Annotated in this window: 20 protein-coding genes; 14 read left to right on the top strand and 6 right to left on the bottom strand. The window is 57.6% G+C overall.

Going from position 1 to position 17,678, the window contains the following annotated elements:
• Window positions 1-148: 148 nt before the first annotated feature.
• The 4 genes from rplS to rpsP are packed head-to-tail and all read right to left on the bottom strand — an operon-like array spanning window position 149 to window position 2,058.
• Window positions 149-520 carry a 50S ribosomal protein L19 gene (gene rplS / locus CKV94_RS03000; protein ID WP_003824892.1) on the bottom strand — a complete coding sequence of 124 codons (372 nt, stop codon included), beginning with the start codon at window positions 518-520 and terminating at the stop codon, window positions 149-151.
• Between the two features lie 17 nt (window positions 521-537).
• Window positions 538-1,281 carry a tRNA (guanosine(37)-N1)-methyltransferase TrmD gene (gene trmD / locus CKV94_RS02995; protein WP_003824893.1) on the bottom strand — a complete coding sequence of 248 codons (744 nt, stop codon included), beginning with the start codon at window positions 1,279-1,281 and terminating at the stop codon, window positions 538-540.
• The gene (gene rimM / locus CKV94_RS02990) at window positions 1,281-1,793 is read right to left on the bottom strand and encodes a ribosome maturation factor RimM (RefSeq protein ID WP_035581287.1); all 513 of its coding nucleotides are present in this window, start codon (window positions 1,791-1,793) and stop codon (window positions 1,281-1,283) included. The genes trmD and rimM overlap by 1 nt, the downstream gene beginning before the upstream one ends.
• 16 nt (window positions 1,794-1,809) lie before the next feature.
• The gene (gene rpsP, locus CKV94_RS02985; RefSeq protein WP_023887900.1) at window positions 1,810-2,058 is read right to left on the bottom strand and encodes a 30S ribosomal protein S16; all 249 of its coding nucleotides are present in this window, start codon (window positions 2,056-2,058) and stop codon (window positions 1,810-1,812) included.
• 386 nt (window positions 2,059-2,444) lie between these two features.
• Between rpsP and hslU the strand changes: the two genes are divergently transcribed.
• Together hslU and CKV94_RS02975 are read left to right on the top strand one after the other, a co-directional pair.
• Window positions 2,445-3,782, top strand: coding sequence for an ATP-dependent protease ATPase subunit HslU (gene hslU / locus CKV94_RS02980; RefSeq protein WP_003824898.1), 1,338 nt, complete (start codon window positions 2,445-2,447; stop codon window positions 3,780-3,782).
• A gap of 246 nt (window positions 3,783-4,028) precedes the next feature.
• On the top strand, window positions 4,029-4,610 hold the full coding sequence (locus tag CKV94_RS02975) for an opacity family porin (RefSeq protein WP_003824899.1): 582 nt from the start codon (window positions 4,029-4,031) through the stop codon (window positions 4,608-4,610).
• 120 nt (window positions 4,611-4,730) lie between these two features.
• On the opposite strand, the gene CKV94_RS02970 is transcribed toward CKV94_RS02975, so the two are convergent.
• Window positions 4,731-5,231 (bottom strand): hypothetical protein, encoded by a 501-nt coding sequence (locus tag CKV94_RS02970; RefSeq protein WP_035581293.1) that lies wholly within the window; start codon window positions 5,229-5,231, stop codon window positions 4,731-4,733.
• Window positions 5,232-5,308: 77 nt separating this feature from the next.
• Window positions 5,309-7,096, bottom strand: coding sequence for a M48 family metalloprotease (locus CKV94_RS02965; protein ID WP_003824901.1), 1,788 nt, complete (start codon window positions 7,094-7,096; stop codon window positions 5,309-5,311).
• A gap of 326 nt (window positions 7,097-7,422) precedes the next feature.
• Between CKV94_RS02965 and CKV94_RS02960 the strand changes: the two genes are divergently transcribed.
• From CKV94_RS02960 to CKV94_RS02905, 12 genes are all read left to right on the top strand, one after another.
• On the top strand, window positions 7,423-7,854 hold the full coding sequence (locus CKV94_RS02960; RefSeq protein ID WP_003824902.1) for an HIT family protein: 432 nt from the start codon (window positions 7,423-7,425) through the stop codon (window positions 7,852-7,854).
• Window positions 7,855-7,947: 93 nt separating this feature from the next.
• Window positions 7,948-8,424: a hypothetical protein gene (locus CKV94_RS02955; protein ID WP_003824903.1), complete on the top strand. Its 477-nt coding sequence runs from the start codon at window positions 7,948-7,950 to the stop codon at window positions 8,422-8,424.
• Window positions 8,425-8,491: 67 nt separating this feature from the next.
• Window positions 8,492-9,676 carry an LD-carboxypeptidase gene (locus tag CKV94_RS02950; protein ID WP_035581297.1) on the top strand — a complete coding sequence of 395 codons (1,185 nt, stop codon included), beginning with the start codon at window positions 8,492-8,494 and terminating at the stop codon, window positions 9,674-9,676.
• Between the two features lie 76 nt (window positions 9,677-9,752).
• Window positions 9,753-10,235 (top strand): SMI1/KNR4 family protein, encoded by a 483-nt coding sequence (locus tag CKV94_RS02945; protein ID WP_003824905.1) that lies wholly within the window; start codon window positions 9,753-9,755, stop codon window positions 10,233-10,235.
• Window positions 10,236-10,258: 23 nt separating this feature from the next.
• Window positions 10,259-10,885 carry a recombination mediator RecR gene (gene recR / locus CKV94_RS02940; protein WP_035581300.1) on the top strand — a complete coding sequence of 209 codons (627 nt, stop codon included), beginning with the start codon at window positions 10,259-10,261 and terminating at the stop codon, window positions 10,883-10,885.
• 164 nt (window positions 10,886-11,049) lie between these two features.
• Window positions 11,050-11,613: a TIGR01440 family protein gene (locus CKV94_RS02935; RefSeq protein ID WP_003824910.1), complete on the top strand. Its 564-nt coding sequence runs from the start codon at window positions 11,050-11,052 to the stop codon at window positions 11,611-11,613.
• A 146-nt stretch (window positions 11,614-11,759) separates the two neighbouring features.
• A complete protein-coding gene (locus CKV94_RS02930; RefSeq protein WP_035581302.1) occupies window positions 11,760-13,784 on the top strand; it encodes a prolyl oligopeptidase family serine peptidase in 2,025 nt (674 codons plus the stop codon).
• Window positions 13,785-14,061: 277 nt separating this feature from the next.
• On the top strand, window positions 14,062-14,298 hold the full coding sequence (gene acpP, locus CKV94_RS02925) for an acyl carrier protein (protein WP_003824915.1): 237 nt from the start codon (window positions 14,062-14,064) through the stop codon (window positions 14,296-14,298).
• Between the two features lie 117 nt (window positions 14,299-14,415).
• Window positions 14,416-15,663, top strand: coding sequence for a beta-ketoacyl-ACP synthase II (gene fabF / locus CKV94_RS02920; protein WP_003824919.1), 1,248 nt, complete (start codon window positions 14,416-14,418; stop codon window positions 15,661-15,663).
• A gap of 235 nt (window positions 15,664-15,898) precedes the next feature.
• Window positions 15,899-16,879, top strand: coding sequence for an NAD(P)H-dependent glycerol-3-phosphate dehydrogenase (locus tag CKV94_RS02915; protein WP_003824923.1), 981 nt, complete (start codon window positions 15,899-15,901; stop codon window positions 16,877-16,879).
• 159 nt (window positions 16,880-17,038) lie between these two features.
• The gene (locus CKV94_RS02910; protein WP_003824925.1) at window positions 17,039-17,374 is read left to right on the top strand and encodes a hypothetical protein; all 336 of its coding nucleotides are present in this window, start codon (window positions 17,039-17,041) and stop codon (window positions 17,372-17,374) included.
• The gene (locus CKV94_RS02905; RefSeq protein ID WP_003824927.1) at window positions 17,371-17,667 is read left to right on the top strand and encodes a cell division protein ZapA; all 297 of its coding nucleotides are present in this window, start codon (window positions 17,371-17,373) and stop codon (window positions 17,665-17,667) included. Before CKV94_RS02910 ends, CKV94_RS02905 begins: the two co-directional genes overlap by 4 nt.
• The last annotated feature ends 11 nt before the right edge of the window (window positions 17,668-17,678 follow it).

Below are 17,678 nucleotides of genomic sequence, written 5' to 3'. Positions count from 1 at the left end.
AACTTTCAGGCAGTCTTTTATTATGCAGTATTGTGATTTGTATTCATTGTGTTATTCCAATACTCCTATACATAAGACAAAACAATTGGAGAGTCAAGTCGCAAACAAAAACCTGCCGCAGCGGGCAGGTTTTCGATAACAACAAAGATTAATCTTCCAGTTTGCGGCCAGACAGTTTTTCTTTGATGCGGGCAGCTTTACCAGTGAGGCCACGCAGGTAGTACAGTTTGGCACGGCGAACGTGGCCGCGGCGTTTCACTTCGATTTTTTCCACGTTGGGGGAATACAGCTGGAAAGTACGTTCCACGCCTTCACCGCTAGAGATTTTGCGCACGATGAAGTTGCTGTTCAGGCCACGGTTGCGGCGGGAAATTACCACGCCTTCGTAGGCTTGCAGACGGGTACGGTTGCCCTCGGTTACGCGCACGGAAACGGATACGGTGTCGCCGGGAGCGAATTCGGGGATGGTTTTGTTCAAACGGGCGATTTCTTCCTGTTCGAGCTGTTGAATCAAGTTCATTGCTATAGTCCTTAAGTTTATGATGGGATATCTCGTTCCTCCTGCTGAATTTTCTGCAGGAGCCTAGATTCCTCTGGGGTTAATGCGCGGCCGGCCAAAAGGTCTGGTCGGCGCTGCAGGGTGCGGCGCAACGCTTGTTCTAAGCGCCATTCCGCAATCAGGGCGTGGTTGCCGCTGCGCAATACAGCGGGCACGGTCATGCCCTGAAATTTTATCGGGCGGGTGTAGTGCGGGCAGTCTAAGAGGTCGTTGGCAAAAGAATCCTGCCCGGCTGAGTCGGCATCGCCCAGCACGCCTGGAATCAGCCTTAACACCGCATCCATCAGCATCATGGCCGGCAATTCGCCGCCAGATACTACAAAGTCGCCAATGCTAATTTCTTCATCGATGGCACTGCTCAGCAGACGCTCGTCGATGCCTTCGTAGCGACCGCACACCAAAATCAAACTGTCCAGTTTAGCCAGTTCGGCTGCTTTTTGATGTGTGAGTGGGCTGCCTTGCGGACTGAGGTAAACCACTTTACCGTTGTGCTGCGCTTTGGCAGCATCGATTGCCGATTGGAGTGGTTCGGCCATCATAATCATGCCTGGGCCGCCGCCGAAAGGTCTGTCATCAATGTAGCCCAATTTGTTATCGGCAAACTGGCGCGGGTTGATGCTGTTGAAATGCCATAAGCCGCGTTGCAGGGCGCGGCCGGTTACGCCGTAGTCGGTGATGCTGCGGAACATCTCGCCAAACAGGGTAACGGCTTGGATATACATCAGTAATCCAAGCCCCAGTCGGCAATGATGCTGCCTTGTTCCAAATCCACATTGTCGATGTAGTGATCGACAAACGGGATTAGTTTGCGGCCATGCTCACCATCCACCACCAAAATATCATGTGCACCGGTTTCCATCAGGCTGTTTACTGTGCCGATGAGTTCGTTTTGCCGGTTGTGCACCGTCAAGCCGACCAAGTCTGCCCAGTAGTATTCGCCTTCTCGAGCGGGCTCAAAATCGCTGCGTTTGATTTCGATGGTGTAGCCGCGCAACAGCTGTGCGGCATCACGGTCGCTTATTTCGGCGAATTTTACTTGCAATTCATCGCCGGCCACCTGGCCGTTTTCCAACGTATAACTGCGGGAAACGCTGTCTTTGCTCAGCTGCCATACAGGGTAGTCCAGCAGGCTGTCGGCATATTCGGTATCGGCGGCTACTTTTACCCAGCCTTTGATGCCGAAAGCGCCTTTCACATAGCCCATGGTTACCCAGTTGTCTTGGCTTCGGCTCATGGCGGGTATTCCGGGATTAAGCGGCTTTCTGCTGCTCTTTTACCAAGCGGGCAACGGCGTCGCTCACTTGCGCGCCTTGGCTCACCCAGTAGTTCAGGCGTTCGGTGTTCAGGCGTACGCGTTCTTGTTTTTCGTTGGCTACGGGGTTGTAGAAACCAACGCGCTCGATGAAGCGGCCGTCACGACGGTTGCGTGAATCGGCTACCACGATGTTAAAAAACGGAGAATGCTTGGAGCCGCCGCGCGAAAAACGGATAACTACCATATTATTATTCCTTCTTCCTTCGGGAAATTTGATCAATAAGAAAACAGCGGATTTTAGGGTAATTTGCCATACGGGCGCAAGCATTTGTTGAAAAAATACCGTTTTACCGTGGTATTGGGTGGACGGTATGCCGCAAGCGGCTCGCTTTGGGTGCGGGGTTGCGCCGTATTTTCAGGTAGCCTTTTTCTTGGTAGATGCTACGCCAACAGGCTACCTGAAACCAAACTCTCGGGCAAACTAGTCAGCTGCCCTTGATTTTCGCAGCAGCGGTGCCATTTGCCTGCTGTTCGTGATGGCGGATTAGATTGCCTTTCGATTCCAAGCCGCCGTGGCTAAAGTTAAATTCATCCGCCCTATATTTGATCAAGCTATTTGGGAGCCGTTTTATGAGCACTTCCGTGATGACCCCGCAAGAAATCGTCCATGAGCTGGACAAGCACATCATCGGCCAGCAGCAGGCCAAAAAGGCCGTGGCCGTGGCCTTACGTAACCGCTACCGCAGAAGCCAGGTGGCCGAGCCGCTGCAAAGCGAAATCGTGCCGAAAAATATCCTGATGATCGGCCCCACCGGCGTGGGTAAAACCGAAATTGCCCGCCGTTTGGCGCGGCTGGCCAATGCGCCGTTTATCAAAATCGAGGCCACCAAGTTTACTGAAGTGGGCTATGTGGGGCGTGATGTGGACAGCATCGTGCGCGATTTAATGGAAATCGCCCTGAAGAATTTGCGCGAACAGGCTGTGCGTAAAAACCGCGACCGCGCCCAAGATGCTGCCGAAAATCGCGTGCTCGACGCGCTCTTGCCGCCTCCGCCGCAAACCGGCTTCGAAGGCGAACCGGCCGAACCGCAGCCCGAAAGCCACACTCGCAAAAAATTCCGCGAAATGCTGCGCCGGGGCGAATTGGATGATAAAGAAATCAACATCGAACTGAGCCAGGCCTCCCCCGCGTCCATGCAAGTGATGGGCCCGCCCGGCATGGAAGAATTCAGCAGCCAGCTGCAAGACATGTTTGCCAACCTCAGCAAAGGCCGCACCAAACCGCACAAAATCAAAGTAGCGGCCGCCATGAAGCTCTTGCTGGACGAAGAAGCCGCCAAACTGATTAACGAAGAAGAACTGCGCGAGCAGGCTGTGCACGCTGTGGAGCAACACGGCATCGTGTTCCTCGACGAAATCGACAAAATCGCGGCCGACAGCAACCGGCACGGCGGCGACGTGTCGCGCCAAGGCGTACAGCGCGACCTTTTGCCGTTGGTGGAAGGCACCACCGTGCAAACCAAATACGGCATGATTAAAACCGACCACATCCTCTTCATCGCTTCCGGCGCCTTTCATCTAAGCAAACCCAGCGACTTGATTCCCGAGCTGCAAGGCCGCTTCCCGATTCGCGTGGAATTGAGCAGCCTCACCGTGGAAGACTTCCAAGCCATCCTCACCAGCACCGACGCCAGCCTCACCAAGCAATACCAAGCCCTGCTGGCCACCGACGGCGTAGAGCTCGATTTCGCTCCCGACGGCATCACCCGCCTGGCCGAAATCGCCTTCCAAGTGAACGAGAAAACCGAAAACATCGGCGCCCGCCGCCTGCACACTGTGCTGGAAAAACTGCTGGAAGACGTATCTTTCCACGCCCCGCAAGGCATCACGCAAATTACCGCCGCCTATGTAGACGAGCGGCTGGCCGAAGTAGCCGAACAGGAAGATTTGGCGCGGTACGTGCTGTAAGCTGTTTGGATAAGAGCAGGCTACCTGAAAATTTAGCTTCGTAGAAACCTTGCTGCATTGCGTTTCAGGTAGCCTTTTTATGGGCGAGCTTGGTCAAGGTTGTGGTAAAAGCTCAGACAATCTGCCATTAGAATGTTTTAAAGATTGTTAATATCGCTGCAACACCATACAATCCGGCTGCCGGCAGCTTTCCTAAAAGTATGCCGGTTATTCAAATAATCTTTATTCCTATGAGGAAAACGCAACATGAAAAAAATTCTGGCTACATTGATTGCCCTTGCCGTTCCTGCCGCCGCTTTGGCTGACGACAACCAAGGTTTCTATGTTCAAGGCGACCTGGGCCATGCTTCGGTAAAAGGCAAGGTTTATGGCGAAAGCGCCACGGCCAAAGGCTTCAGCCCGCGCCTTTCTGCCGGTTATGATTTCGGCAACTTCCGCGTGGCTGCCGACTATACGCACTACAAATCCCGCAGCGAAAGCGGCCGAATCAGCAGCTCGACCACTTATGATGCCGAAGCCAAATTCCAAAGTTTCGGTGTTTCCGCCATTTATGATTTCGACCTGAATGCTCCGGTGAAACCTTATGTGGGCGGTCGCGTAGCGCTTAACCGCGTATCGTTCGACACCACTGAAAACGGCACTGGCTACACCGAGCACTATCACCACCGCGAAACTAAAACCGGCGTCGGCATCGTGGCCGGCGTGGGCTACGACATCACCCAGAATATTGCTCTGGATGCAGGCTACCGCTACAACTACTGGGGCAAATTCGACGGCGTGAAAGTGGACTCCCACGAAGTTTCCGCCGGTGTGCGCGTGAAATTCTAATTGCCCGAACCGGCAGCCCGGCTGTGTGCCGGGTTGAACAAAACAAAGGCTACCTGAAAGTTTAGCTTCGCAGAAACCTTGCTGCGTTGCGTTTCAGGTAGCCTTTTTTTGCCTGTGGTTTTATTGCGCTTGGCTGGCGCCGGCGGCTTTGGCTTCCCAGTAGGCGGCCAGGCGTTGGTCTTCGGGGGTGAATCCGGAGGCCATGCGGTAGTATTGGGAGAGTCGGATGGCGGCGGCGGTGTCGCCGTTTTCGGCTTTGGGTTGCAGGCGGGCGATTTGCTGCGGGCTGAGGGCGAAGATGCTGCCGGTGGAGAGCGGGGCTTCGGGGTCGTAGTGCATTTCGTCCAGCACGGCCTGCAGGTGCGGCGGCAGGGGCACGCCGCGCTGTTGGAGTTCGTATGCCCAGGAGGCGGCATCGAGATAGCGGTATTGGGCGAGGAATTTTTCGGCGGTGGCGCGGATTTCTTCGTTGGTTCGCGGCTCGGTAATTTGCGGCTCGCTGGTTTGTGGTTCGCTGGTTTGCAGAGGCTGCGGGCTGGAGGCGGCGGTGGGCATGGCGGGGTCTTTCTGGCAGGCGGTAAGGAGGAAAAGGCAGGAGAGGAGAGCGGGCAGGCGTTTCATGGCTTTCCTTTTGGGATGTGTTTTCGTTTGGCTGAAGGCTACCTGAAAAACGGCAGCAGAGAGGTTTCAGGTAGCCTTTAGCTTTTGCTGCCAGCCAGGCCGAAGTGCCAGGCGCCGACATCGAGGCGCACGCAGAGGTAGCGCCAGAGCAGGGGGCGGCGAACGGGGAGGGTAGCGGCAAGGGGGCGCAGCAGGGCGATTTTGGCGGGCTCGGTGAGCAGCAGCGCGCCTTTCACGGCGGTTTGCAGTTGTTTGGGCGAGAGCTCGGCAGCGCGGGTTAGGGCTTCGGCAGCTGGGTGTTGTGTGAGGCGGCCGGGCGGCGGGGTAGGGGCGAGATAGGCTTTGAGCAGCAGCCAGAGGTAGGTTTGCTCGAGGTTGGTGCCGTGTTGGCGGAAGCGGTTGCGGATTTGGTCGAGCAGGGCTTGCAGGACATGGTCTTCTTGCATCACGAGGGCGGGCAGGAGGTGTTCGAGCAGCTCGGTGCTGGGCAGCAGGGGATGCTGCTGTAAGCGGGCAAGCTGCTGCCAAACGAAGGGGCTGATGCCGCCGTTGTGTTCGGCCTGGTGCCAGCAGCTGGCGGGCAGGGCGGGCACTTGAAACAGGCAGAGCAGGGCGGCAGAGGCATATTCGCCATCGTAGGCGGCGGCCTGCCAGTCGGCTTGCAGGGGCAGATACGGGGCGGACGGGCGGTGGCGGTGGATGCGCGCCTGCATCAGGGCCTGCCGATGGCGGTAGAGGTGTTCGGCTTCTTCTGCTTCGGCGCTCATCGGTTGCGGGGCGGCGAAGCTGAGATGAACGGGGGAAGGCAGGGCGAAGCTGTCGTCGTCGGCCAGTTCTCCGGCCAGTCGGCGTGCGGCGGCGGCATCGAGCCTGCGGATGCGTTCGATGAGCGGCGGGTGGGTGGCGGCGAGGCCGCCGGGGCGGATGCGGCCGAACATCAGGTGGGCGTATTCGTGGGCTTCGGGGGAGGCGAGGCGGCAGGAGGCGGTGCGGGCGCTTTTGCGCAGGGCTTCGATCAGCGGGGCAGTTTGGCGGGTAAGCTGCACGGCAGAAGCGTCGGCCATAAATTCGCGCTCGCGGCACACGGCGGCCTGCAGCCAGAGGGCAAACACGCTGCCTACCGAGCCAAGCGCAATCAGGAGGACGCCAAGGGCTTGCAGCGGCAGGGACTGCATCACGATTTCCACGCCGTTGTCGAAAGGATGGTTGTCTACATTTTTGCGGCGGCGGTATTCCAGATAATGTTCATTGTCACGGCCGTAGAGGAAATAGCGCCCGCTGCTGGCGATGCCCTGCAGGCCGTGCAGCCAGGCGGCCAGGTAGCAGTTTAGGCGCATGTCGCCGTTGCGGATGTGGCTGAATTCGTGGGCGACGATGGCTTGCAGTTCGTCGCGCGTGAGCAGGTTGATGGCGCCTTGGGTAACGCCGATTACGGCGCTGCGCGGGCTCATGCCGGCGGCAAAGGCGTTGATGCTGCCGTCGCGGCGCAGCAGGTACACCGGCGGGGTGGGTAGGCCGGCGGAAAGCGCAGTTTCCGCTACCACGTTGAGCAGCCGCCGTTCGGCAAAGGTGGCATCGGTCAGTTGCAAGGCCTCGCCGCCCAGCCGCTTGGCTATCGCTTCGCCGCCACGCCGCAGCTCGCGCAGGCGGTGCAGGCTCAGACCGATGGTGAGCGCACACACAAACAGGGCGGGCGGCAGGTAGTACCACCACAGGCTGTGCTGTACTTTGGCGCCGAACAAAAACGGCAGGCTGCCGAGCCCGGCGGAAGTGATGGCGACTGTGCCGATCAGTGCCAGCACATAGAACACCACCAGCCGCACGGTGCGGTGGCGCGATTGCTGCTGGCGGTGGAAGAAGCGCATGGGGAAATCCTTGGGAGGGGGAATATGGCTAAAATCATGATTTCTTCCCACAAGGCGAGCCAACGCAGTAGGAAGGAATCTATAGCTTGAATATAGCCAATCCGGCGGGCGAGGTAAAGGCTACCTGAAAGAGGATTGGCATTGGTTTTAACTTCGTTGAAGCGGCGCTTTAGCTTCGCAGAAACTTAGCCTTGGCTTCGCCAAGATTTCGTTTTAACTTCGTTGAAGCTGCGCTTTCAGGTAGCCTTTCTGTCGCTCCACTTGGCAAACCCGCCGCCGTGCTATACCCTTGTCCCGATTCGTTAAACCACCTTGAAGGAACCGAAATGCCCGCCTCCTGCCCGCTGTGCCGTGCCGAAAATGAAACCGTGCTGTGGCAAAACAGCCGCCTGCGTGTGATTGCCGTAAACGACACGCCCGCCGCACCCGCGTTTTGCCGCGTGATTTGGCGCGACCATGTGGCCGAGATGACGGATTTGCCTGCAGCAGAGCGGCAGGAAATGATGGCGGCGGTGTGGCGCACCGAAGCGGCGATGCGTCGGGTATTGCACCCGGTTAAAATCAATCTGGCCAGCTTCGGCAACCAAGTGCCGCACCTGCATTGGCATGTGATTGCCCGCTTTGAAAACGATGCGTTTTTCCCCGATTCGATTTGGGCTGCGCCACGCCGCGAAGCCGTGCCCGAGCTGCCGGAAGGCTGGCAGCGGCAGGTGGCCGAGCTGTTGGCTAAGGAGGAAGAAACAGACGGGCTGGTATAATGCCTGCCTGCCCAATGTAAAGGCTACCTGAAACCGCTATCGCAGGTTTGCTTTAACGGCAGTATCTGTTGTGAATGATGGAATGGAAAAGTTATGCTGAAACAGCCGTATTTATTGACGATTTCGCCCGGCTCGCTCATTTTGTTTGATAACGGCCAAGACAATTTCCTCAACGAATTCCATCAAGAATTTGCAGATTATGCGATTGAGGGCGAATATGAAAACTTGTGGTATCTGCTCGGCACGGACGCATTCTTTGCCGTGCGCGAGAACCAACTTGTTTTGCAGGATTGGAACGGCAAAACCTACTTCACCTTGCCGTTATCCGAGCCTTTAAAATTGGCCGATCATTGTGGCATTATGCTGATCGACACGCCCGAGCCGGTGGCTGCGGCAACGCTCCAAGCCGCATTCGGCAATGTGGCAGACAATAATGAAGCCCTGTCGCAAGCCCTGTTTGACTTTGAAGCACAAAACGGCTGGAGCAGATACGACTGCCAGGCTTTGTGCATCTGCCTGTTCAGCGAAAAAGAACAAGAGCGGATGAAACAAGAATTTGATTTGGCATAAACGCTTTCAGGTAGCCCCAAGGTTGCCTGCTCCCAACACCACCTCAACCGAATTAAGGAAACCCGTCATGCTGTTCCCCCATCTTTCCCGCCGCCGTTTTCTCAGCGCCTCCGCCACTCTGGCCGGGGCAGGCGTGTTGCAGGCGTGCAGTACGCCGGCGATGCCCGTATCGCCGTCCAACCAAAACAGAACCGGCAGCGGCAATACACCGGCACGCCCCGCCCGCAGCGGTAGCGGCACCACCTTGCGCGTGGTAGCTCCTTCCGGCTTCGCGCCCCGAGCCGAACAGGCGCAGGCCGGGCTGTTGCGCCTGTATAACGCCGGCTTCACCATCACCAACCAGCAGGCCGTGGAGCGCCGCAGCCAGCGGTTTGCCGGCACAGATGCCGAACGCATCGCCGATTTCCAAGATGTGGCTTCCGGCAAAGTACCCACCCCGCAAGTGCTGATGGGCATGCGCGGCGGCTACGGCGCAGTACGCCTGCTGCCCCATATCGACTGGCCATCGCTTGGCGCACGTATGCGCGAACACGGCACCCAGCTTTTCGGCTTCAGCGACGTGTGCGCCATCCAGCTCGCCCTGCTCGCCCAAGGCAATATGTGCAGCTTTGCCGGCCCCATGCTTTATAGCGGTTTCGGCAAAGCCCAGCCCTCGGTATACACCATGCAAGCCTTTATCGACGGCAGCACCCGCGCCGATTTGAGCATTCAAGTATCGGAAGTACAGGCCGCCAACGTGCCCACCCTGCACGGCACCATGTGGGGCGGCAACCTCAGCGTGATTGCCTCCCTGGCCGGCTCGGCCTACCTGCCGCAGCCCGAAGGCGGCATCCTCTTCCTCGAAGACGTGGGCGAACAGCCCTACCGCCTCGAACGTATGCTGCAAACCCTGCATCTGGCCGGCATCCTCAAACGGCAACAGGCCATCGTGCTCGGCAACTTCCGCATGGGCAGCGCGCGCGACGTGTACGACGGCGGCTACGACCTCTCCAGCGTGATCCGCACCCTGCGCCGCATCAGCGGCATCCCCGTGCTCACCGGCTTTCCCTTCGGCCACATCAGCGACCTCGCCACCTTCCCGTTGGGCGTGCAAACCACCATCCGCGGCAACAGCACCGGCGGCTACAGTGCCTCCTTCAGCGGACATCCCACGCTCAACCCCGCCGCCCTCACGCTCAACAACCTGCTGCCGCCCCCACCCTCGTCCGACAGCCCGGCCGCAGCGGAAGACAGCAGCGAAGCCAGCGAATAGCCGCAGGATTTCAGGTAGCCTGACCAAAGAAAGGCTACCTGAAAACATACCGATTGATTCAGGAGGCGGCACAAAAATGCTGGAATTTCACGATTGCGAAAAAAATATTTCCGAACAAGAAATTCGGGAAGTGGAAAACAAATTAGGGGTCTTCTTCCCCGCAGACTTTAAGGCGCACTATCTGAAGTGGAACGGCGGCACACCCAACAAACCTATATTTGAAAACCCAAACATCGATTACGACTATATCGAAATCAGAGATTTCATTGCCGTCAAATACGTCCGCGATTTTGGTGACGACCCCGACTTTACCTTGGAAGGCAGGGCGGTAAACGAATGGGGAAAAATGGAAGTGCCGCCCGACTTAATCCCCTACGCCTTTGATTGGGGTGGCAACTACATTTGCCTGCACAAAAACAGCGGCAGGATTTACTACTATGTGCGTGACGTGTGGAGCGATAACATCAGCACGGAAGCCAACTTCGTGAAAAACACCATCCTAATCGCCGATTCGTTCACAGAATTCCTGTCTTACCTGCATACCGACCCGGAAGAGTGAGCAGGCTACCTGAAACCCAAACTATGACCCGCAAAAAAACCGACGCCTTCACCCGCCTCACCCAAGCCCTCGAAGTTTTGCCCAACGTCGGCCCCAAATCCGCCCGCCGCATGGCCTACGAGCTGCTGCGCCACAAGCGCGAAGGCGCTGCCGAGCTGGCCGCCGCCCTGCAGCATGCCCTCACCGCCGTGCAGCATTGCCGCCTGTGCAACACCTTCTGCGAAGGCGAGCTTTGCGCCATCTGCGCCGACCCCGCGCGCGACGGCCGCCGCCTGATGATTGTGCACCTGCCCGCCGACGTGGCCGGCATGGAAGCCGCCCATTGCCACGACGGCCTCTATTTCGTGCTCATGGGGCAAATCAGCCCCGCGCAGGGCATGGATTTGCAGCATATCGCGCTCGACAAACTGGTTGCCCGCCTGCAAGAGAGCGAAGTGGAAGAAGTGATCATCGCCACCGCCTTCACTCCCGAAGGCAACGCCACCGCCTATGTGCTGGCCGAGCTGTTCAAAAACCTGCCCTACCGAGTGAGCCGCCTGGCTCAGGGCATGCCGCTGGGCAGCGAGCTGGAATACATCGACGCCGGCACGCTGGCGCAATCCGTGTATGAACGGCGGCTGGTGAAAGAGCTGGGCGGGGAGGAAGAATAGCCAGTGGGCAGGAAAGGAAAAGAGGCTACCTGAAATTTCAGGTAGCCTTTTGCCAACCGCCGAGCCGTATCTTAGCCTCCATCAAAACCGCCGCCGCACGAAGCTGTTAGAATCTCTCTGACCGCTGAATTTAGAGTGCGGCAACACAACGAAGGAGGCATCTCATGGATCTAACCCAATTAGCCGAACAAACCCGCGCCCTTGCGCTTGATATACTGCACCAATCCGCCATCGGCGAAGGGCAGATTTTCGTGCTCGGCCTTTCTACCAGCGAAGTGATCGGCGGCCGCATCGGCAAGAATTCCAATCAGGAAGTGGGCGAAGTGATCGTGAAAACCCTGCTCGACATCCTGAACGAACGCAAAATCTACCTCGTCGTGCAAGGCTGCGAGCACATCAACCGCGCCTTGGCCGTGGAGCGTGAGTTGGCCGAAAAATACGGGCTGGAAATCGTGAACGTATTGCCCGGCCTGCACGCAGGCGGCAGTGCGCAGCTGGCTGCCTTCAAATATATGCGCGACCCGGTGGAAGTGGAATTCATCACCGCCCACGCCGGGCTCGACATCGGCGACACCTCCATCGGTATGCACATCAAACACGTGCAAATCCCCCTGCGCCCGCAACAGCGCGAACTGGGCGCCGCCCACGTCTGCGCCCTGGCCAGCCGCCCGCGTCTGATCGGCGGCGAACGCGCCGGACACTACAAAGACAGCATCCGCCGCGTGTAACACCAAGCGGCAGGACAAAGGCTACCTGAAAGCGCGAACCGCTAATGTAGTTAAAATCACGGTACACTTTTCAGGTAGCCTTTCTCTTTCCTTCTCGCCAATACTGCTACAATGCCCGCCTTCCGAAACCACCCGCCAAAGGCTACCTGAAAATGTCTGCCGACCGTTATGCCGTGTTTGAAAATCTCAATGCTCCCGAAACCGCTGCTTTTGCCGCTGCCGAACATGCGCAAACGCAAGCCTGGCTGGAGAGCCGGCCGGATTACGAGCCGCTGCGCCGCGATATTTTGGAGGTGTTGCAAGACGAGCAGCAGATTCCGTTTTGCCAGGAGCACCGCGCGCGGATGTATCACTTTTATCAGAGCGAGGAGTTTTCAAAGGGCGTGTACCGCGTGTGCAGCGCGGCTTCGTACCGTGCCGGTCTGCCGGAATGGGAGGTGTTGTTTTCGGTGGCGGATTTCGATGAGGTGCTGGGCGAGGATGTGTATTTAGACGGCGTGTCGCACTATGTGGAGCAGCCGAATCGGGTGTTGCTCTCGCTCAGCCCGGGCGGCGGCGATGCGGCGTTTACGCTGGAATTCGATTTGGAAACGCGCCAAGTGGTGCCCAACGGGTTTCACTTTCCGGCGGGCAAAAACCATATTGCCTGGCGTGATGAAGACAGCGTGTGGGTGTGCCCGGCTTGGGACGAGCGCCAGCTCACGGCTTCGGGCTATCCGCGCGAGGCGTGGCTGTTGCGGCGCGGGCAGAGCTTCGAGGAGGCGCAGCCGCTGCTGCAAACGGCGGCGGAGTCGGTGTGGGTGCACGCTTGGCGTTATCTGGATGCGCAGGGTGCGCCGCTGGATTTGCTGGAAGAAAGCACGGGCTTTTTCAGCCGCCGATATTTTCAGGTAGCCTCCGACGGAGTGCTGCTGCCTTTGGGGCTGCCTGAAACTTGCGAAATTTGCGGTTATTTGGGCGGCTGGCTGCTGGTGTTGCTCAAGCACGACTGGCTGCGGGCCAATCAAAGCTATGCGGCGGGCAGCCTGGTGGCGGTGAAGCTGAACAAGGGCGTGCTGGGGCAGGCGCAATGCCTGTTTGCGCCGCAGGCGGGACAGTCGGTGGAGGGCGTGGAAACCACGCGCCATTTTGTGGCGGCTACCTTGCTGGATAATGTTTCAGGTAGCCTCAAGGCTTGGCGTTTGCAGCAGGGGCAGTGGCAGCCGGCCGAAGTGCCCGAACTGCCGCTGGAGGGAGCGGGAGTGCTGGAGTTTGCCGACCAGCCTTGGGGCGGCGATGTGCTGTATATCGCGGCCAGCAGCTTCCTTTCCCCGCTCACGCTCTATACGCTGGATCTGCATCGGCAGGAGTGGTGTGTGATGCGTCGCCAGCCTGCGCAGTTTGATCCGGAGGGGTTGAGCGTGCGGCAGTTGCACGCGGTGTCGGCCGATGGCGAGCGCATTCCGTATTATCACGTGGGCGGTGGTGAGCCGGACGCGCCCGCGCTGGTGTATGCCTACGGCGGCTTCGGTGTGCCGGAACTGCCGCATTATTTGGGCATCATCGGCCGGCATTGGCTTGCGCAGGGTGGTGCGTTTGTGTTGGCCAATATACGGGGCGGCGGCGAATTCGGCCCGGCTTGGCACGCTGCCGCCCAAGGCGCGGCACGCAAACATAAGAGCGTGGAAGATTTGGTGGCCGTGGCGCAGGATTTGGCCGCGCGCGGTTTGTCTGCACCCGAACGCATCGTGTTGCAGGGCGGCAGCAACGGCGGATTAGTATGCGCCGCTGCTTATTGTGCCGCGCCGCAGAGTATTGGCGGCATGGTGTGCGAAGTGCCGCTCACCGATATGTTGCGCTATCCGCACCTCTTAGCCGGCGCTTCGTGGCAGGAAGAATACGGCAATCCCGATGCCGAGCCGGATAGAGGCTACCTGAAAAAACTTTCGCCCTACCATAATCTGTACGATGGCCAAACCTACCCGCCCGCCCTCATCACCACCAATCTGAGCGACGACCGTGTGCATCCCGCCCATGCGCTCAAATTCCACGCCCGCCTGCGTGAAATCGGCGTGAATAGCCGCCTCTACGCTCCCGAAGCCGGCGGGCATGCGGGCAATGCCTCGCAGGAAGAAGTGGCCGCCGAGCTGGCTGCTGTGTTGGTGTTTTTGCGGCAAACAGTATGCAAATAGCGGAATAGTGGCAGCGGATATCGGGCTGGCTAATGCTGCAGCAGTTGCTGAAATTTCACTATAAAGGCAGATGCCTGCTATTGCCTGTTTATATCGGCTTTTTGGCGTAGTTTGCAAAGGCCGTGCGCTATGCTAATATGCGCACCGTTATTTTCAGGTAGCCTCAAAATCTTTGCAGGGCATGGATAGCAAAACGCATATAAATCCGTTACAATGCCATTTTTAGAGAACTACCTTTAAAATTTTTCCCCGTTTATTTAAGGACAAGGACCCCGCAATGGAAAATATCGAACAACGTGTGAAGAAAATCGTTGCCGAACAATTGGGTAAGAGCGAAAGCGAAGTGAAAAACGAATCTTCTTTCAGCGAAGATTTGGGCGCTGACTCTCTGGACGTGGTTGAGCTGGTAATGGCTTTGGAAGAAGCTTTCGGCTGCGACATCCCCGATGAAGAAGCTGAAAAAATCACTACCGTTCAACAAGCCATTGACTTCGTTACTTCCCGCTCCAACTAATCGGCAGCAGGTTTAACAGCAGAATATCAGCCTCTGCCCCGGCGCATTTCCCGCCAAGGGCAGGGGTTTTTGTTATTGCGGCTGCTTTCGGGCAGGCCGAAGGATAGATAAACAATCATGAGTCAGAGAAGAGTGGTGGTAACCGGGCTGGGGCAGATTTCCCCGGTGGGCAACAACGTGGCCGATGCCTGGCAAAACCTGTTGGCCGGCGTGAGCGGCATTGGCCGGATTACCCGTTTTGACGCGGGCGAACTGAGCGCCCAAATTGCCGGCGAAGTGAAAGATTTTCAAATCGGCGATTACATCGGCGCCAAAGAAGCGCGCCGCATGGATGCCTTTATCCACTACGGCATCGCCGCTGCCTTGCAGGCGGTGGCCGACGCCGGGCTGGATGACTACGCCGCCTTGGATAAAACCCGCGTGGGCGTGAATATCGGTTCCGGCATCGGCGGCTTGCCTTCGATTGAGGAAACCGGCATCGTGGTGCACGAAAACGGCCCGCGCCGCATCAACCCCTTCTTTATTCCTGGCTCGTTGATCAATCTGATTGCCGGCCACGTTACCATCCTTAAAGGCTATCAAGGCCCCAGCTACGGCATAGTGTCTGCCTGTACCACTGGTGCGCACTGCATCGGCGATGCCGCCCGCATGATTCAATACGGCGATGCCGACGTGATGGTGGCCGGCGGTGCCGAAGGCGCGGTGTGTATGCTTGGTGTGGGCGGTTTTGCCGCCATGAAAGCGTTGTCTACCCGCAATGACGACCCCGCGACTGCTTCCCGCCCGTGGGATAAAGACCGCGATGGCTTCGTGATGGGCGAAGGTGCCGGCGTGCTGGTGCTGGAAGAATACGAACACGCCAAAAAACGCGGCGCGAAAATCTACGCCGAACTGGCCGGTTTCGGCATGAGCTCCGATGCGCACCACATTACCGCGCCGAATGCCGAAGGCCCAGCCTTGGCCGTGGCCCGCGCCCTGAAAGATGCCGGTCTCAATCCGAGCGACATTGATTATGTGAACGCGCACGGCACGTCTACCCCGCTGGGCGATGCCAACGAAACCACTGCGCTGAAACTTGCCTTCGGCGAGCACGCCAAAAAACTGGTGGTTAATTCCACCAAATCCATGACCGGCCACCTGCTCGGCGGTGCCGGCGGTGTGGAAGCCGTGTATTCCGTGTTGGCGCTGTACCATCAAAAATCACCGCCCACCATCAATATCTTCGAGCAAGACATTGAAGGCGGCTGTGATTTGGATTACTGCGCCAACGAAGCCCGCGACCTGCCCATCCGTGCAGCCATTTCCAACTCATTCGGTTTCGGCGGCACCAACGGCACGCTTGCGTTCAAACGCTTTAACGGCTGATTAAGCACCGGTATTTAGAGTATAAAAGGCTACCTGAAAACGCAACGAAGCGGAGTTTCTGCAAAGCTAAAACCCGTTTGCCGTTTTTCAGGTAGCCTTTATAGCAAATTAACATGCTGCCTATACCGGACAGCGAGCGATGGGCAGTGCAGATAGCACGGCAAGGTAAGGCCAACACAGTGGCGAAAGTTAAGTTAATTTGCTCTATCACCAGCAATCAACACAGGAGTACACCATGCAAATCTGCATCATCGGAGCCGGTGCTTGGGGCACGGCATTGGCCATCCACTTTGCCCAAAACGGCCAGCAAGTTTGCCTGTGGACACGCGAAACCGAACATGCTGCCGCCATGCGTGCCGAGCGCATCAACTCAGGCTACCTGAAAGATTTTCCCTTCCCTGAAACGCTCAGCATTGCCGACACACCGCCGCCCAAGCCCGAGCTCGTCATCATCGCCACTCCCACCGCCGGCTTGCGCGGCAGCCTGCAAACCATGCGGCAATGGGGCTGGGGCGATATTCCCGTGCTCACTGCCTGCAAAGGTTTCGAGCAAGGCAGCGGCCTGCTGCCGCACCAAGTGGTGCGTGAAGAGCTGCCGGACAACCCGCGCATCGGTATTTTGTCCGGGCCCAGTTTTGCCCAAGAATTGGCGCAACAGCTGCCCTGCGCCGTTACCCTCGCTTCCGACAACACTGCTTGGATTGAATCACTCGCCGCCGCGCTCAGCTCCGCCGTGCTGCGCCTGTATGCCAACGACGATATGGTGGGTGTGGGAGTGGGTGGTGCAGTGAAAAATGTGATGGCCATCGCGGTGGGCATCGCCGACGGCCTGCAATACGGCCTTAACGCCCGTGCTGCCCTGATGACGCGCGGCTTGGCCGAAATCAACCGCCTGGCGCTGGCTTTGGGTGCAAAGCAAACCACCCTGATGGGTTTGGCCGGCATGGGCGACCTGATCCTCACCTGCACCGGCTCGCTTTCGCGTAACCGACAAGTTGGCCTCAAACTGGCCGAGGGCAAACCACTGCCTGTGATTTTGTCCGAACTCGGCCATGTGGCCGAAGGCGTGTACACCATCCGAGAAGCTGGAGCGCAGGCAGCCAAACTCGGCATTGAAATGCCCATCACGCGCATCCTGAACGAGCTTTTAGACGGCAGTATTGATGTGAATGATGTGGCCGAGCGGCTGATGCTGCGCGAAATCCGCAGCGAATAATTACCACCGAACCTATCTTGCCATCGTAATGCGAGCGGATTTTACAGAAGGTATTTAATTATAAATTTTCCCAGTGCTTGTTCCGTATGGCGCAAGTTTCAGTATAATGCGGCCAGGTTGCTGCTTCTGGCAGCCAGAGATTTAGCAAGAGATAGATTCATGAATAATCAACTTGAACATTTGCAAAACTCCATCGAAACACTGGGGAGCCGTTATCAGGCTGCTGTGCGTGAAAAGCAGGCGCTGAGCAAAAAAATTAGCGAGATGGATGCGGCCTGGCAGAAACAGCGCCATGATCATCGTGCTACTATGGATGGATTGCAACTGGCCTATAGTGAAAGAATGTCACGCATGGAGCGCGAGCTCACCAGCCAGATTGAGGCCCTACAGCAAGAAAACGCCGCTTACCGCAAGCTATTGGAGCAAAGTGCCGCGGATATCCGCGCCTTGCTACAACGCTTGCCGGTGCCCGCCGCTAAGGAGCAGGTTGTATGAGTATCGAACAAGTCAATGTGGATATCCTGGGGCGCCAGTTCAACATCGGTACGCCCAACAGCGAGAAAGAAACCTTGCTGCAGGCGGTGCATATGCTGAACCAGAAAATCGGCGTGATCCAATCTTCCGGCCGGATTGTGGAAACCGATAAAATCGTGATTATGGCCGCACTGAACCTCACTCACGACCTGCTTAAAATGAGCGCGAAAGATGGTTTGGCAATTGGCGAAATTGAGCGTAGAATAAGCGCCATGATCGAAAGTTGCGATAAAGCACTTGATTTGGAAAAGTAAACCGATTATTC

It is taken from the genome of Eikenella corrodens (assembly GCF_900187105.1).
GTDB lineage: Bacteria > Pseudomonadota > Gammaproteobacteria > Burkholderiales > Neisseriaceae > Eikenella > Eikenella corrodens.
The sequence above is the reverse complement of the archived record's forward strand: the minus strand, read 5'-3'. Positions and strand labels throughout refer to the sequence as shown.

What these genes read in the sequence shown, in the direction of transcription:
- rplS (WP_003824892.1), bottom strand. Translation starts at nt 520, where the DNA reads ATGAACTTGATTCAACAGCTCGAACAGGAAGAAATCGCCCGTTTGAAC.
- trmD (WP_003824893.1), bottom strand. Translation starts at nt 1,281, where the DNA reads ATGTATATCCAAGCCGTTACCCTGTTTGGCGAGATGTTCCGCAGCATC.
- rimM (WP_035581287.1), bottom strand. Translation starts at nt 1,793, where the DNA reads ATGAGCCGAAGCCAAGACAACTGGGTAACCATGGGCTATGTGAAAGGC.
- rpsP (WP_023887900.1), bottom strand. Translation starts at nt 2,058, where the DNA reads ATGGTAGTTATCCGTTTTTCGCGCGGCGGCTCCAAGCATTCTCCGTTT.
- hslU (WP_003824898.1), top strand. Translation starts at nt 2,445, where the DNA reads ATGAGCACTTCCGTGATGACCCCGCAAGAAATCGTCCATGAGCTGGAC.
- CKV94_RS02975 (WP_003824899.1), top strand. Translation starts at nt 4,029, where the DNA reads ATGAAAAAAATTCTGGCTACATTGATTGCCCTTGCCGTTCCTGCCGCC.
- CKV94_RS02970 (WP_035581293.1), bottom strand. Translation starts at nt 5,231, where the DNA reads ATGAAACGCCTGCCCGCTCTCCTCTCCTGCCTTTTCCTCCTTACCGCC.
- CKV94_RS02965 (WP_003824901.1), bottom strand. Translation starts at nt 7,096, where the DNA reads ATGCGCTTCTTCCACCGCCAGCAGCAATCGCGCCACCGCACCGTGCGG.
- CKV94_RS02960 (WP_003824902.1), top strand. Translation starts at nt 7,423, where the DNA reads ATGCCCGCCTCCTGCCCGCTGTGCCGTGCCGAAAATGAAACCGTGCTG.
- CKV94_RS02955 (WP_003824903.1), top strand. Translation starts at nt 7,948, where the DNA reads ATGCTGAAACAGCCGTATTTATTGACGATTTCGCCCGGCTCGCTCATT.
- CKV94_RS02950 (WP_035581297.1), top strand. Translation starts at nt 8,492, where the DNA reads ATGCTGTTCCCCCATCTTTCCCGCCGCCGTTTTCTCAGCGCCTCCGCC.
- CKV94_RS02945 (WP_003824905.1), top strand. Translation starts at nt 9,753, where the DNA reads ATGCTGGAATTTCACGATTGCGAAAAAAATATTTCCGAACAAGAAATT.
- recR (WP_035581300.1), top strand. Translation starts at nt 10,259, where the DNA reads ATGACCCGCAAAAAAACCGACGCCTTCACCCGCCTCACCCAAGCCCTC.
- CKV94_RS02935 (WP_003824910.1), top strand. Translation starts at nt 11,050, where the DNA reads ATGGATCTAACCCAATTAGCCGAACAAACCCGCGCCCTTGCGCTTGAT.
- acpP (WP_003824915.1), top strand. Translation starts at nt 14,062, where the DNA reads ATGGAAAATATCGAACAACGTGTGAAGAAAATCGTTGCCGAACAATTG.
- fabF (WP_003824919.1), top strand. Translation starts at nt 14,416, where the DNA reads ATGAGTCAGAGAAGAGTGGTGGTAACCGGGCTGGGGCAGATTTCCCCG.
- CKV94_RS02915 (WP_003824923.1), top strand. Translation starts at nt 15,899, where the DNA reads ATGCAAATCTGCATCATCGGAGCCGGTGCTTGGGGCACGGCATTGGCC.
- CKV94_RS02910 (WP_003824925.1), top strand. Translation starts at nt 17,039, where the DNA reads ATGAATAATCAACTTGAACATTTGCAAAACTCCATCGAAACACTGGGG.
- CKV94_RS02905 (WP_003824927.1), top strand. Translation starts at nt 17,371, where the DNA reads ATGAGTATCGAACAAGTCAATGTGGATATCCTGGGGCGCCAGTTCAAC.